Origin of the sequence: Candidatus Pelagibacter sp. Uisw_094 (assembly GCF_047729535.1) — a bacterium.
GTDB lineage: Bacteria > Pseudomonadota > Alphaproteobacteria > Pelagibacterales > Pelagibacteraceae > Pelagibacter.
Map to the genome: position 1 here is coordinate 699804 of NZ_CP159823.1, position 14983 is coordinate 714786.

Here is a 14983-nt window from a genome sequence, read left to right on the forward strand (position 1 = left end):
TCTATTTATTGGTTATTTTTTTAAATGCCTTAATAGTTTTTTTTAAACCATGAGTGAGTGACTCACCAATTATAAAATGACCAATATTAAATTCGGTAATTTCTTTAATTTTACTTAGTATGGCAGTAGTTTTATAGTCGAGACCATGGCCAGCATGAACCTCAATTCCAAGCTGAACACCAAGTTTTGAACATTTTTTAATTTTTAAATATTCATTTTTATAATTTTTATTTTCTTTTACTAAATTAGAAATTTTCCCAGTATGTAATTCAACACAAGAAGAATTTAATTCTTTTGAAATTTTTATATCTTTTAACGTTGGGTCAATAAATAAACTTGTTCTAATATTTTTTTTATTAAATAATGATATTATTTCTTTTATTTTTTTTTTATTTTTTATTAAGTTTAATCCACCTTCTGTAGTTACTTCTTTTCTTTTTTCTGGAACTATGCAAATAAAATTAGGTTTATTTTTTAATGCTATATTTATTATTTTTTTGTTTAGTGAAATTTCTAAATTAGTGATTATTTTTTTATCTTTACAAATTTTAATAACATCAATATCTTTTATATGCCTTCTGTCTTCTCTCAAATGTATAGTTACTGAATGAGCTCCACATTTAGTCACATGCTTAGCAATGGTTAACGGATCTGGGTGGAACGATCCTCTTGCATTTCTTATTGTAGCAACATGATCAATATTAATACCTAATCTTTTCATTTTATAAATCTACTTCCGGGAACTGTAATCGGAGTATTTTTAAGACTTTCTGGAAGGTTATTTTTCTTAAATGTTGGAACGTCTATCTTCATATGTGAGATAATATTCTTTTTTATCTTTAGTGAGTTTTTGGTTGATCTATCGATAATCGAGGCAAAGCCGATAAGTTTCGCACCTGGTTTTGTAATCAACTTGACGCATTCTAAACTTGATTTTCCTGTTGTTATAACATCTTCAATTATTAAAACTTTTGATCCTTTTTTTATATGAAACCCACGTCTTAAAACAAATTTACCATTAACTCTTTCACAGAATATTGTTTCTTTTTTTAGAAGTTTACCAATTTCATAACCAATAATAACTCCCCCCATTGCGGGGGCTAAAATCAAATCTATAGATTTAAATTTTTTTTTAATTTTTTTTGCTAATGAATTACAAATATCCTTAGCTAAATGAGGAAAGCTTAAAAGTTTAGCGCACTGAATATATTTAGGTGAATGCAAACCTGATGAAAGAATAAAATGGCCTTCTAAAAGTGCGTTAGTTTTTTTTAAAATATTTAAAGATTTTTCGTGTGAAAGCATTACGTTCCTTTAACCAGTTATCCTCATGTCTAATAATTTTAAATTTTATTTCCTTTTGTTTTAACTCACTGATAAAATTTGTAAAGTTCTTCAAGTCTCTTATAATTAGATTGAATTTAAAATTAATATATTCTTTAGACTTTTCTTTCATTTCAACACTCGAGATGTTTAAACTATGGCTACCAAGTAAAGTTGTTATCTCTCCTAGCTTTCCTGGTTTATCAGGCAAAGAAATCCATAGCGTAGTATTGTATTTTTTAATTCTTTGAGCCTTCTCTTCTCCTTTTTTATACCAATACTTTCTAATTGCTGATCTTGCTTTTCCAGTTTTTGTAACAGGTATCCAGTGCAATGAAGGTGATTTATTTTTAGAAGTGATAATATCAACAACATCTCCATTATAAAGTATACTTTGTAACTCACTATCGTTACCATTAATTTTACAAGCTATAGTGCTATTACCTATTTTGGTATGCACAGCATAAGCAAAATCGATTGGTGTCGCGTCCTTTGGTAATTTAATTACAGATCCTTTTGGCGTAAAACAAAAAACATTTTCCTGAAACATTTGTAGCTTGGTATACTCATAAGAGTGTTCTGGGTTTTCATTCTTATCAATAATCTCAACTAAATCGGCAAGCCAATCATATTCTTTCCACGTTAATGAATTAAATTTTTCAGAAGATTTATATTTCCAATGTGATGCTATGCCTCTTTCTGCATACTCGTGCATTTGCGATGTTCTGAGTTGTATTTCAATTGGCCTTCTATTGGGTCCTATAATTGAAGTATGTAATGATTGATATTTATTAATCTTAGGCGACGAAATATAATCTTTAAATTTCCCAGGTATACAATTCCACTCTTTGTGAAATATACCAAGAGCTTTATAGCAGTCTTCAATGTTATCAAGAATTATTCTAAATCCAATGATATCTGAAATTTGCTCTAGTGATATTCTTTTTTTTTGAACTTTTCTCCAAATAGAAAAAGGAGTTTTTTCTCTGCCAATAATTTCAGCATTTATTTTGTGTTCATTTAACAATCCACTGAATTGTAATGAAATTGAATTAAAGCTATTTACTTTATCATCTTTAATTTCATCTAATCTTTTTTTTATAAGTTCTCTTGCATTGTTATTTAGAACTTTAAAAGATAAATCTTCTAGTTCATCCCTAATTCTATGCATCCCCATTCTGTCTGCTAATGGTGCATAAATTTCCATAGTTTCTTTAGCGATACGTTCTTTTTTTTCAATTTTTGAAATTGCATCAATGGTCCTCATATTGTGTAATCGATCAGCGATTTTAACAAGAAGAACTCTAATATCTTTTGAGGTTGCTATGATTAATTTTCTAAAATTTTCTGCTTTTGATGTTGATGTGGCTTGATTTTCAAAGACTGATATTTTTGTTACACCATCAACTAAATCGGCAACCTCTTGACCAAACTCATTTTTTATAGTTTCGTAGGTAGCATATGTATCTTCAATAGTATCGTGAAGCAGTCCTGTTGCTATAGTTGCGCTATCTAGCTTTAGTTCAGTTAATATATTAGCTACCGCAATAGGGTGAATTGAGTATGGATCGCCAGAATCGCGTTTTTGATTTTCATGTGCTTTAACAGCAAAATTATAAGCTTTATTTAATTTTTCTGGATTTAAAAACTTATTATAAACTTTGACTTTATTTATTAACTCTTCTGAATTAAGCATTCTTAACTATAACATCAATTTATATTTGTTTGATAGATCTTAAATCTTTAATTGGTAAAGAATTAATTAAATTAACTATATTAATCTTAGATTCTGGATGTTTCCAACCCCTATCTATTTCAAATAATGGCAACAAAACAAAATTTCTCTTAGTCATCTTTGGATGAGGAGTTGTTAGTTTATTGTTGTTTATATTCAAAATTTTTTTATCATAATCAATTATATCAATATCGCATGTTCGTGGATCGTTTTTTTTTGATCTAACCCTGCCTAATTTTAATTCAATAAAGTTACAAATTTTTAATAATTCTAACGGTTCTAAGATTGTCTCAATTTTTATAACAATATTTATAAAATTTGGCATTAATGGGTTTGGCCAAGATTTTGATGAATAATGAGATGATACTTTTGATATCTTAATTTTATTTTTTTCTAATTCAGACATAGCCATATGAATGTTGGTAATTTTGTTACCTAAATTTGATCCTATTGCTAAATATGATTGTTTAACTTGATTTTCTAATGTGTCTTGCTTTTTCACGATTCCAATCTCTATTTTTTTTAGTAGCTCTTTTATCAAATTGTTTTTTACCTTTTGCTACTGCTATTTCTATTTTAGCTTTTCCCTTTTTAAAATACATCTTTGTTGGAACAAGAGTAAAACCATCTCTCTGCATTTTACCAATTAATTTGTTAATTTCTTTTTTATTTAACAACAGCTTTCGTTCATCAGTGGGGTTATGATTTGAATAACTGGCTTGTTTAAAGGCTGAAATATGAGAATTAATTAAAACTATTTCACCTTCTTTCTCTACAGCGTAAGAGTTTGCAATATTCACCTTTCCCTCTCTAATGGATTTAATTTCTGATCCTTTAAGAACTATTCCTGCTTCAATTAAGTCTTCAAAAAAAAAGTTAAAACTTGCTTTTCTATTTAAGCAAATAATTTTTAAACCAGAATTGGCTTTTTTGTTCATTAGAGTAGATTTGCTGATACTAAAGCTTTTTTAACAATATCCTTGGTTGGGTCTGTAACCTTGATTAAAGGTAATCTAACATTGTCATCGCAAAGACCCAGAAGTTTTGCAGCATACTTAACGGGGCTTGGATTGCTTTCTACAAACATGGAGTTATGAACGGGTTGTAAAATTTTATCTAGTCTGATTGCCTCAAGTTTGCTCTCGTCATTTTCTGTTTTTGAGGCTTTTTGAAAATCAGAACATAACTTAGGAGCAATATTTGCAGTTACACTTATAGATCCAATACCACCTCTGTTATTAAATTCTAAAGCGTTATCGTCATTACCTGTCAACTGAACAAAATCAGTTCCCATTTTATCTTTTTGTTGATTAACTCTATTTAAATCACCAGTAGCATCTTTAACACCAACAATATTTTTCAATTCAAATAATCTAGCCATTGTATCAACAGTCATATCAACTACAGATCTTCCAGGAATATTGTAAATTATAATTGGTATCCCACATTTGTCGTTTATTGCTTTATAATGCTGATATAATCCTTCTTGAGTTGGCTTGTTATAATATGGGGTTACTATTAGAGCTGCATCCGCACCTGCTTTTTCAGCGTGTGTTGTCAGAGAAATTGCTTCTTTAGTTGAATTAGAACCAGTACCAGCAATAACTATAGTTTTTCCATCACTTTCTTTAACGCATAAATCTATTACTTTTTGATGTTCATCGTGGCTTAATGTTGGCGATTCACCTGTTGTTCCAGCAGGCACCAAACCGTTAGTACCATTTGATATTTGAAAATGAATAAGCTTAATATAAGCTTCTACATCGAGCTCATTATTCTTGAACGGGGTTATTAAAGCAACATTTGATCCTTTGAACATAAATACTTATAACATAGTTTAAAGATTCATTTAGTAAATTTATGCCCAGAAAGATATTTTTTTTTATAAAATCACTATTATTAAGTTCGATAATAATAGGAAATGTTTTTGCTGCTGAAATATCAATAATTCCTTTAAAAAAACCTTTTTTAAATGAAGAGGCTCAGAGTGCAAAGATATCACAGGGTATACTTAAACCCAAACCTAAACCATCCAAAAAAAAAGAGGAACCTAAAACTACAGTAGTCAAAAAAGATCTAAAAAAAATTAATTTTCTTATTCCTAAAAGTAAACCTTTGGTTGTTAAAAAGAGCAAACCAGTAGTCAAGAGTAAGTCAAAATACTACAGTCAAAAAGATTATGGAATTGCAAAAAAATCTATTGCAGCAATGCAAAAAAGTCAGTGGTCAACAGCACTATCACAGTCTAAAAAAGCTAAAGACAAATCTATATATAATTTTATTCAATGGAGACATTTGCTAACTACAGGCAACCAAGCAAGTTTTTATGACTATTTAACATTTATAAAAAATAATGAAAACTACCCAAGAATAAGTAGAATTCGGTATTTAGCTGAACACAAACTTTCAACAAATAAGATCTCACCAAATAAGATCATAGGTTGGTTTAATTCTGAGGAACCATTAAGTGGTTATGGAAAGCTAATACTTGGAGAAAGCTTTATATTAACAGGTAATATCACCAAGGGTACCTCTCTAATTAAAGATGGCTGGATAACTGCAGATTTAAATAGGTCTAATATGAAATTCTTTAGGAAAAAATATAAAAAATATTTAGATGCAAATGATTATATCAAACGTGCAGATTATTTAGCCTGGGAAGGTAAATCTTGGGATTTAAAAAGAATGTTAAGATATTTGCCTAAAGACTACGAGTTGCTTTATACAGCTAGACAAATTTTAATGAGTAAGTCTTATGGTGTTGATAATGCAATCAAAAATGTTCCAACAAAACTTAAAAATGATGCTGGACTAAATTACGAACGACTTAAATGGAGAAGAAAAAGAGGAAAAGTCGACAACTCCTTGGAGATTATATTTAAAGTTCCAAACAATAAAGATTATTTAGTTAGGCCAGACAAGTGGTGGAAAGAAAGAGCAATAATGACACGAGCTCTTATTTATAAGAAGAAATATGAGTCGGCTTATAAAGTTGCGAGCAAACATTCTTTGGACATAGGCCCAGAATATGCAGATGCTGAATGGATGAGTGGTTGGATTGCATTAAGCTTTTTAGATGATCCTATTTTAGCAATAGACCATTTTAATAATTTTTATCAAAATGTGAGTTACCCAATTAGTTTATCTCGTGGCGCTTATTGGCTTGGGAGATCTTATGAAAAAATTGGTGATAAAGAACAATCTAATCAATGGTATGAAGAAGCAACCAAATATTTATCAACATATTATGGTCAACTAGCATTTCTAAGAATTAAACCCAATGAAACATTTGAGTTAGATGAACAAGCTATTGTACCTGATGCTTATAGAAAATATTTTTATAAAAAAGAATTAGTAAAAATTGTTCATCTTTTAGATGAACTAAATAAGGATAGGTATACAAAAAATATATTAAGACACTTAGCTAATGATAATATTAAAGGTGGAAGTGAAATTTTAGCAGCAGAGCTTGCAACTAATATATCAAGATATGATTTTGCAATACAAGTTTCAAAGATTGCATCTTATCAAAAAAGATTTCACAATAATTTTAACTATCCAATAATAAGTACGCCTGAATACGTTAATGGAAGGAAAATACCAGAAACTGCTTTTATTCTTTCTCTTATTCGTCAAGAAAGTGAATTTGATATGAGGGCAAACAGTCATGTTGGTGCTCAGGGATTAATGCAATTAATGCCTTACACTGCTAAGCTGGTTGCCAAACAAGCAAAGTTACCCTATTCAAAATCAAGGTTAACATCCGATCCTGAATACAATATTAATCTAGGATCACATTATATAGCTGGTTTAATTTTACAATATGATGGGGCTTATCCTTTTGCTGCAGCCGCCTATAACGCTGGTCCAAAAAGAGTTAAATATTGGAAAAAGATAAATAAAGACCCGCAAAAAAAACAAGTTGATTTTGTAGATTGGGTTGAATTAATTAAATTTAAAGAGACAAGAAATTATGTTCAGCGTGTTATGGAAAACTATAATGTGTATAGATATATCTTAGAAAAAAAGCCTATTAAAATGAAGAACTTTTTTAAAGATCACCCTTTATTTTAATGGCGGAAGAGGAGGGATTCGAACCCTCGGTACAAGTTTCCCCGCACGGTCATTTAGCAAACGACTGGTTTCAGCCTCTCACCCACTCTTCCACTGCGACATTGATATAACCGATTGTATTGAATATTCAATATTTATAAAGTAATTCTTGAATAATATTATGAAAAATAAGTATTCAATATTCTCATTAGTTAAAAATGCTTTTTCCTATCATGAAAATTGGCAAAAAGCCTGGAAAGATCCCACTATAAAAAAAGAATATGATGCAGTTATTATTGGTGGTGGTGGTCATGGTTTAGCAACTGCGTATTATTTAGCAAAAAAACATAATATGAAAAATATTGCTGTTGTAGAAAAAGGCTGGATTGGTGGTGGAAATACAGGAAGAAATACTACGATTATACGATCCAATTATTTATGGGATGCTAGCGCTGGTCTTTATGATCATGCATTAAAATTATGGGAAGGTTTATCTCAAGAAATAAATTATAATGTTATGTTTAGTCAAAGAGGTGTGATGAATCTTGCACATAACTTACAAGATGTTAGAGATTTAAAAAGAAGAACACACGCTAATAGATTAAATGGCATAGATGCAGTTTACTTAAGCACAGAAGAAGTTAAAAAATTTTGTCCTATTATTAATACTTCACAAGATATTCGATACCCCGTATTGGGTGGAACTTTGCAAAGAAGAGCTGGTACAGCAAGACATGACGCTGTTGCTTGGGGATATGCTAGGGGTGCAGATGAAATGGGAGTAGATATAATTCAAAATTGCGAAGTTAAAGGAATTAAAAGAAACGGCGATGAAGTAGAAGGTATTGAGACAACAAGAGGTTTTATAAAAACTAAAAAAGTTGGAGTAGTTGCTGCTGGTCATTCAAGTGTATTAGCAAATATGGCAGGCTTAAGGTTGCCTTTAGAAAGTAAACCTCTTCAAGCTCTAGTTTCAGAGCCAGTTAAACCAATTATTGATACAGTGGTAATGTCTAACGCTGTTCATGCTTATGTTAGTCAGTCTGACAAAGGTGAACTTGTAATAGGTGCTGGTACTGATGATTATATTTCTTATTCACAAAAAGGTAGTCATGATATTGTTGAGGGTACATTGAATGCAATCTTAGAACTTTATCCAATTTTTAGTAGAATGAGAATGCTTCGACAATGGGGTGGAATAGTAGATATCTGCCCAGATGCTAGTCCTATTATTAGTAAAACGACTGTAAAGGGTTTGTATTTTAATTGTGGTTGGGGAACTGGCGGATTTAAAGCAACACCTGGATCTGGTGATTTATTTGCTCACACAATAGCAAATGATGAACCACATAAATTAAATGCAGCATTTAATTTAAATAGATTTATTAGTGGAGACCTTGTTGATGAACATGGTGCAGCGGCGGTAGCTCACTAATGTTTTTAATTACTTGTCCTTTTTGCGGTGAACGTGAACAAAGTGAATTTAAAGCTGGTGGTGAAGCACATATTGAAAGACCTAAACAACCTACAGAACTAAGTGATGCTGAATGGGCAGAATATTTATTTATGAGAAAAAATATTAAAGGTATTCAATTTGAAAGATGGAACCATGCTCACGGCTGTAGAAAATGGTTCAACATGATTAGGGATACTTCTAATGACAAAATTAAAGCTGTATATAAAATGGGTGAAAAACCTCCTGTAAAATAATTTAATGCAAAAAAATTTAAGAGTTACAACCAGTAAATATATTGACGAAACCTCTAGAGTTTCTTTTAAATTCAATGGAAAATCTTATTTTGGATACAAAGGTGATACACTTGCTTCAGCTTTACTCGCAAATGATATTCATTTAGTAGGGAGAAGTTTTAAATATCATAGACCTCGGGGAATAATGACTTCTGGCTCTGAAGAGCCTAATGCAATCGTACAGGTTAATAACAATACGGCACTTACAGAACCAAATGTTAGAGCAACAGAACTTGAGATATATCACGGTCTTGAGGCAAATAGCCAAAACTGTTGGCCTAGTGTTAACTTTGATATTGGAGGTATAAATAATTTCTTATCCCCTCTTCTGCCTGCTGGTTTTTATTACAAAACTTTTATGTGGCCTGCTAACTTTTGGGAGAAGTACGAATATGTTATAAGACATTCTGCTGGATTAGGAAAATCACCAACTGAGCCTGACCCTGACATATATGATCATAAATACATCCATTGTGATGTTTTGGTAATTGGAGCTGGTATTAGTGGAATTATGGCCGCTAAAACTGCAGCAAAAAATAATCTTAAAACATTGTTACTTGATGAAAAAAATAAAATTGGAGGATCTACAATTTTCCAAAACTCAGAACATGTAAAAATAAATGATCAAAATTCTTCTGCATGGTTAGAGAATGAAATTAACGAATTAAGAAACATTAAAAATCTAGAAATTAAAACAAGAACTAGTGTTGCCTCTTATCATGGATACAATTATTTATTAGCAAGAGAAAACTTAACTGATCACCTTCCTAAAAATGAAAAAAATAAAAAGGTAAGACAAAGGTTGTTAAAAATTAGAGCTAAAAAAGTTATTGTTGCTACTGGCTCTTTAGAAAGACCTCTGGTATTTAACAATAATGACAGACCAGGCATTATGCTTTCATCTGCAGTTAAAAAATATGCAGACTATTATGGTGTTGCAACAGGTCAAAAAAATATATTTTTTACTAATAATGATACGGCTTATGAAAGTGCAATTTCACTAAATAAAAAAGGTATTAAGGTTGAAGCAATCATAGATATTAGAGAACAATCTAATACTGTATTTACTAAAGAAGCTGAAGATTTAGGGATTAAAGTTTATAGATCACACACAGTTGTAAATACGGAAGGTTATAAAAAAATTAATAAAATTACGATAATGGAATTATCAAGAGACGGACAGTCTTTTACTAGCCAAGAGAAAATTAATCTTGATTGTGATTGTCTAGCTATTGCTGGTGGATGGACACCAGCAGTTCATTTATTTACTCAATCTGGAGGTAAATTAAAATTTAGAGAAAAAGACCAAGTTTTTATTCCAGATACATACCCATCTGATCAAATTAGTATTGGCTCAAGCAATGGGGATTTTGAATTAGATGATATTATAAAAAATTCTACAAAATCTTTAAAAGAATTTCTAAATATAAAAGAAACTGAATTTGACAATTTAAAAATAAATTGTCCAAAAGATAATGAGATTAGAACTATTTGGTTACTTCCATCTAATAAAGTTTTAGGAAAAACAAAACCTTTTGTTGATTATCAAAATGATGCAACTGCAAAAGATATTAAACTTGCTCTAAGAGAAGGCTTTAGATCAATTGAACATGTAAAAAGATATACAACAACTGGAATGGGTACAGATCAAGGTAAGCTTGGTAATATGCATGCCCTTGGTATTATTGCGGAAACTGCTGGAATTAAGATGGGCGAGCTTGGAACAACAACGTTTAGACCCCCTACACACCTTTAACATTTGGAACAATTGTTGGTCGAAATGTTAGTGAATATTTTGATACATTTAGAAGAACGCCAATGAATGACTGGCATATAGAAAACAAAGCTGAATTTGAAAATGTAGGACAGTGGAAAAGAGCTTGGTACCATCCAAAAAATAATGAAACTATGCATGATGCAGTTCAAAGAGAAAGTAAAGCTGCAAGAAATAGTGCTGGTATATTAGATGCTTCAACACTTGGTAAAATTGACATTCAAGGAACTGATGCTTCAGAATTTTTAAATAGAGTTTATACAAATGCATGGTCAAAACTAGCCATAGGAAAATGTCGTTATGGTTTAATGCTTAATGAAGATGGTATGGTTTATGATGATGGTGTCACAACTAGACTTGATGAAAATCATTATATCATGACAACAACAACTGGTGGTGCTGCAAACGTATTAGGAAAATTAGAAGATTACCTTCAAACAGAATGGCCTGAGCTAGATGTTTATTTGTCATCAGTTACTGATCATTATGCAACAGCTAGTATCTGTGGCCCAAATAGTAAAAAAATTCTGAATAAATTAATACCTGATCTTGATCTTTCCGATGAAAGCTTTCCACACATGTCTTTCAAGAATACAAAAATTGATAATATAAAATGTAGAATTATGCGTATTAGTTTTACAGGTGAGCATAGTTATGAAATCAATATTCAGGCGAACTATGGTGAAGATTTATGGAAGAAATGCATGGAAGCAGGTGAAGAGTTTAATATCACACCTTATGGCACTGAGACGATGCACTTATTAAGAGCAGAAAAAGGATTTATTATTGTTGGCCAAGATACTGATGGAACAATGACACCCATAGATTTACAAATGGATTGGATTGTTAGTAAAAAGAAATATGACTTTATTGGTAAAAGATCTCTTTATAGATCAGACACCATGAAAGAAGATAGAAAGCAATTAGTGGGTTTAGTGACAGATAATCCAAATGAAGTTTTAGAAGAAGGAGCTCAGATAGTTGCTAATACAGACCAAACACCCGTTCAAATGTTGGGTCATGTAACATCAAGTTACTATAGCCCTAATTTGAATAAATCAATTGCACTAGCTGTAGTTAGAGGTGGAAAAAATATGCTAGGACAAAAATTATTCATTCCTATGGAAGATAAAAATATTAATGTAACTATTGTTGATCCTGTTTTTTTTGATAAAGAAAATGTGAGGTTAAATGCTTAATTATAAAACCTCTATTAAGGGAGACATAACTTATTCTGATTTAGCAATTAAAGAAATTAAACCCATTATGAAGTTAATCATAAGAGGTAAAACAAAAGATTTTATTACAGCTATTGGTAAAAATCTTAATATGGTCTTACCAACTGAAGCTAATACATCAACAACAGCAGAGAAATTAACTGCATTTTGGTTAAGTCCTGATGAATGGATGCTGATATCAAATGAAACTTTGAATGAGGACAATAATACCTATCAAGTTGAAGATGAATTAATCAAAAATATATCTAAAGTTAAATTGGGTGCTGTAACTGATGTGAGTGACCAATTTGTAATGCTGAATATAAAGGGCAGTAAAGTTTTTGATTTATTTGCTACAGGGTCGCCTTTTAACTTTAATGAATTTAAAAATAAGAAAGGTTCAGTTGTTCAAACAATTTTATCTCATATTGATGTAATTATTTATCTTACGGAAATAAATGAGGTAAATTTATTTGTTAGACGCTCTTTTTCTCAACATTTACACTCTTGGATCAGTGATAGTGCGTCAAGGTTGTAACCTTATATTTTCTTAAATCTTTGCTATATGAAGTGTATGAAAAAAATACTCTTTGTGGTGCTATTAGCACTTTTACCCTTCTCTCTTAACGCAGAAACTAAACTTGACCAGATTTTATCTTCTGGTGAGTTAAAAGTTGGAACTACAGGCGACTGGGATCCAATGACTATGAAGGATCCAGCTACTAATAAGTATGTTGGTTTTGATATTGATGTCATGCAAGAATTAGCAAAGGATATGGGTGTAAAAATTACTTTTGTACCCACAGAATGGAAAACTATTGTTTCAGGAATTACTGCAGGAAGATATGATATTTCTACAAGTGTAACTAAAACTCCAAAAAGAGCAGAAGTTGCTGGATTTACAGACTCTTACTACAAGTATGGAACTGTTCCACTAGTACTTAAAAAGAATTTAAAAAAATATTCAACGTGGAATTCTTTAAACAATAAAAGTGTAACTATTGCTACAACACTAGGGACATCTCAAGAAGAAAAAGCTAAAGAGTTCTTTCCTATGTCTAAATTGCAATCAGTTGAATCTCCTGCAAGAGACTTTCAGGAAGTATTAGCTGGAAGAGCAGATGGAAACATTACAAGTTCAACAGAGGCCAATAAATTAGTTATAAAATACCCTCAATTAGCAATTGTTCCTGATGGAGAGAAAAATCCTGCCTTTTTAGCAATGATGGTTGGTAAAAAAGATCAGGTTTGGAATGATTATGTTAATGCGTGGATTAAGGATAAGAAATCATCTGGTTTCTTCAGTAAACTCCTTGCTAAGTATAATTTAAAAAGCTTATAAAAAATTAGATATTAATCTCTAATTCATTATAATTTTAAGAGTGAAAAATTTACTTTTTTTACTTTTAATTTTACCTCTTAACTCTTGTAGTGGTCAAGAGTTAGGGTGGTTTATTCTTTCACCTAATAATGTTGAGGGATTAACTAACCTAAAATTTTTACTAAGTGGTTTAACAACAACAATTTATATTTCAGTAATATCTATAATTATTTCTGCGATCTTAGGATTTATTGTTGCAATACCCTCTTTAGCTAAGAATAAATTTTTAACATATATAAATATTGGATATGTAGAAATTGTAAGAGCAGTACCTCTGCTTGTTTTAATTTTATGGATTTATTATGGTCTACCTATAATGACTGGTTTAAGTTTCAGTCCATTTGTGTCTGGAATAATTGCGCTAGCAATAAGTGAGAGTGCTTTTCAAGCTGAAATTTTTAGAGCAGGTATAAACTCAATTAAAAAATCACAGTGGGAAGCAGGTTCGTCACTAGGGTTAACTTTTTATAAAAGATTAAGATTAGTAATCCTTCCACAAGCGATAAAAAACATCTTACCTGCATTAGGTAACCAGTTTGTATATGTCTTAAAGATGTCTTCATTAGTATCAATTATAGGTATTGGTGACTTAACAAGAAAAGCTAATGAATTAGTTGTGTCAACTTATAGACCATTAGAAATTTATACATTTTTAATTTTAGAGTATTTAATTTTAATATTAATTGTTTCATTCTTTGTGAGAAAATTAGAGAAAAAACTTGAACAAGATGGCAATAATTAATGAGTAATTTAGATAATATAAATTATGAAGTTGATCTAAGTGATGGTGTTATTACCTTTAAAAATATTAATACTACACTTGGTTTTGTTAGGTATAATGAGGGAGCTGAAGTTGAGTACATCTTTGTTAGCCCTATGTTTAGACGTCGAGGACTAGCTAAAAAACTACTAAGTATTATTGAGGAAAAAACTAAAATTAAACCTATACCTCAAGACCCAATCAGTCCTTTAGGTGAAAAGCTTTTTAAAATATAAATTAATTAAAGAAAGTTATAAATTAGATTAGTGCTTGTTAAAAAAATAAGTAGATAAATTATATTATAAAATAACTTTTCATCAATAATTTTTAGTATTTTATAACCAATAAAGATACCTATTATTGTAAATGGAATAAGTATAACAGACTGTAAAAAACTTTCCGAAGTGATCATTGATAAATGCAGATAAAACGGAAGTTTAATTAAATTAACAAATGTGAAAAATACAACTCTTGTGCCAACATATATTTCTTTTTTTAACTTTAGGGGAAGTAAATATATACTAGTTGGTGTACCTCCAGCATGAACACAAAAACTTGTAAATCCTGCTATGGTTGAGAATATAGCACCTTTAAAAAAGTTTTTTTTTGTAGGAATAATTTTATCTTTTTTGAACAAAAAATAATGGCTCGCAAATAAAAAACCCATAATACCAACTATAAATTTAAGTAATTCTTCAGAGAAATAAGAAAAAGTAAATGATCCTATAAAAATACCTAGTGCTGCAAATGGAACTATTAACTTAATTATACTAAGATCAAATTCTTTTCTGAACCTATATACTGCAATAAAATCTGAAAATATGAGTATTGGAAGAATAATTGCTAAAGCCTGATTTAAGGGCATAACCACAGTCATTAATGGAATTGATATTAAAGATATTGAACCACCCAAACCTGATTTTGCTACACCATACAAAAGAATTGCAGGTACAACACATAAAATAAATAGATAATTAATTTCCATTCATTT

The 14983-nt window shown here is 30.4% G+C and carries 14 protein-coding genes, 1 tRNA gene and 1 pseudogene; 8 read left to right on the forward strand and 8 right to left on the reverse strand.

What is annotated here, in order from left to right; translation table 11 throughout:
• Position 1: 1 nt before the first annotated feature.
• The 6 genes from ABXT72_RS03790 to dapA are packed head-to-tail and all read right to left on the reverse strand — an operon-like array spanning position 2 to position 4877.
• Positions 2-721 (reverse strand): pyridoxine 5'-phosphate synthase, encoded by a 720-nt coding sequence (locus ABXT72_RS03790; RefSeq protein ID WP_415277658.1) that lies wholly within the window; start codon positions 719-721, stop codon positions 2-4.
• Positions 718-1305 carry an orotate phosphoribosyltransferase gene (gene pyrE / locus ABXT72_RS03795; RefSeq protein ID WP_415277659.1) on the reverse strand — a complete coding sequence of 196 codons (588 nt, stop codon included), beginning with the start codon at positions 1303-1305 and terminating at the stop codon, positions 718-720. The genes ABXT72_RS03790 and pyrE overlap by 4 nt, the downstream gene beginning before the upstream one ends.
• Positions 1262-3019, reverse strand: coding sequence for a bifunctional (p)ppGpp synthetase/guanosine-3',5'-bis(diphosphate) 3'-pyrophosphohydrolase (locus tag ABXT72_RS03800; RefSeq protein WP_415277660.1), 1758 nt, complete (start codon positions 3017-3019; stop codon positions 1262-1264). Before ABXT72_RS03800 ends, pyrE begins: the two co-directional genes overlap by 44 nt.
• Before the next feature lie 19 nt (positions 3020-3038).
• Positions 3039-3560, reverse strand: coding sequence for a 2-amino-4-hydroxy-6-hydroxymethyldihydropteridine diphosphokinase (gene folK / locus ABXT72_RS03805; protein WP_415277661.1), 522 nt, complete (start codon positions 3558-3560; stop codon positions 3039-3041).
• Entirely contained in the window at positions 3526-3996 is a 471-nt protein-coding gene (smpB, locus tag ABXT72_RS03810) for an SsrA-binding protein SmpB (protein WP_415277662.1), read from the reverse strand. Before smpB ends, folK begins: the two co-directional genes overlap by 35 nt.
• The gene (gene dapA / locus ABXT72_RS03815; RefSeq protein WP_415277663.1) at positions 3996-4877 is read right to left on the reverse strand and encodes a 4-hydroxy-tetrahydrodipicolinate synthase; all 882 of its coding nucleotides are present in this window, start codon (positions 4875-4877) and stop codon (positions 3996-3998) included. The genes smpB and dapA overlap by 1 nt, the downstream gene beginning before the upstream one ends.
• Before the next feature lie 41 nt (positions 4878-4918).
• Here dapA and ABXT72_RS03820 point away from each other — a divergent pair, with 41 nt between their 5' ends.
• Entirely contained in the window at positions 4919-7132 is a 2214-nt protein-coding gene (locus ABXT72_RS03820; RefSeq protein WP_415277664.1) for a lytic transglycosylase domain-containing protein, read from the forward strand.
• Here ABXT72_RS03820 and ABXT72_RS03825 read toward each other — a convergent pair.
• Positions 7133-7224 (reverse strand) — tRNA-Ser (locus tag ABXT72_RS03825).
• Between the two features lie 68 nt (positions 7225-7292).
• Here ABXT72_RS03825 and ABXT72_RS03830 point away from each other — a divergent pair.
• The 7 genes and pseudogenes from ABXT72_RS03830 (at position 7293) to ABXT72_RS03860 (ending at position 14228) form a co-directional block, all read left to right on the forward strand.
• On the forward strand, positions 7293-8546 hold the full coding sequence (locus tag ABXT72_RS03830; RefSeq protein ID WP_415277665.1) for a sarcosine oxidase subunit beta family protein: 1254 nt from the start codon (positions 7293-7295) through the stop codon (positions 8544-8546).
• Positions 8546-8821 carry a sarcosine oxidase subunit delta gene (locus ABXT72_RS03835; protein WP_415277666.1) on the forward strand — a complete coding sequence of 92 codons (276 nt, stop codon included), beginning with the start codon at positions 8546-8548 and terminating at the stop codon, positions 8819-8821. The genes ABXT72_RS03830 and ABXT72_RS03835 overlap by 1 nt, the downstream gene beginning before the upstream one ends.
• A gap of 4 nt (positions 8822-8825) precedes the next feature.
• Positions 8826-11833: pseudogene (locus ABXT72_RS03840) on the forward strand (sarcosine oxidase subunit alpha family protein).
• Positions 11826-12389, forward strand: coding sequence for a sarcosine oxidase subunit gamma (locus tag ABXT72_RS03845; protein WP_415277667.1), 564 nt, complete (start codon positions 11826-11828; stop codon positions 12387-12389). The pseudogene ABXT72_RS03840 and the gene ABXT72_RS03845 overlap by 8 nt, the downstream one beginning before the upstream one ends.
• Positions 12390-12425: 36 nt before the next feature.
• Entirely contained in the window at positions 12426-13193 is a 768-nt protein-coding gene (locus ABXT72_RS03850) for an ABC transporter substrate-binding protein (RefSeq protein WP_415277668.1), read from the forward strand.
• Between the two features lie 40 nt (positions 13194-13233).
• Positions 13234-13974, forward strand: coding sequence for an amino acid ABC transporter permease (locus ABXT72_RS03855; protein ID WP_415277669.1), 741 nt, complete (start codon positions 13234-13236; stop codon positions 13972-13974).
• Positions 13974-14228 carry a GNAT family N-acetyltransferase gene (locus ABXT72_RS03860; RefSeq protein WP_415277670.1) on the forward strand — a complete coding sequence of 85 codons (255 nt, stop codon included), beginning with the start codon at positions 13974-13976 and terminating at the stop codon, positions 14226-14228. Before ABXT72_RS03855 ends, ABXT72_RS03860 begins: the two co-directional genes overlap by 1 nt.
• Positions 14229-14233: 5 nt before the next feature.
• Here ABXT72_RS03860 and ABXT72_RS03865 read toward each other — a convergent pair whose 3' ends face one another.
• Positions 14234-14977 (reverse strand): sulfite exporter TauE/SafE family protein, encoded by a 744-nt coding sequence (locus ABXT72_RS03865; RefSeq protein WP_415277671.1) that lies wholly within the window; start codon positions 14975-14977, stop codon positions 14234-14236.
• Positions 14978-14983 lie beyond the last annotated feature (6 nt).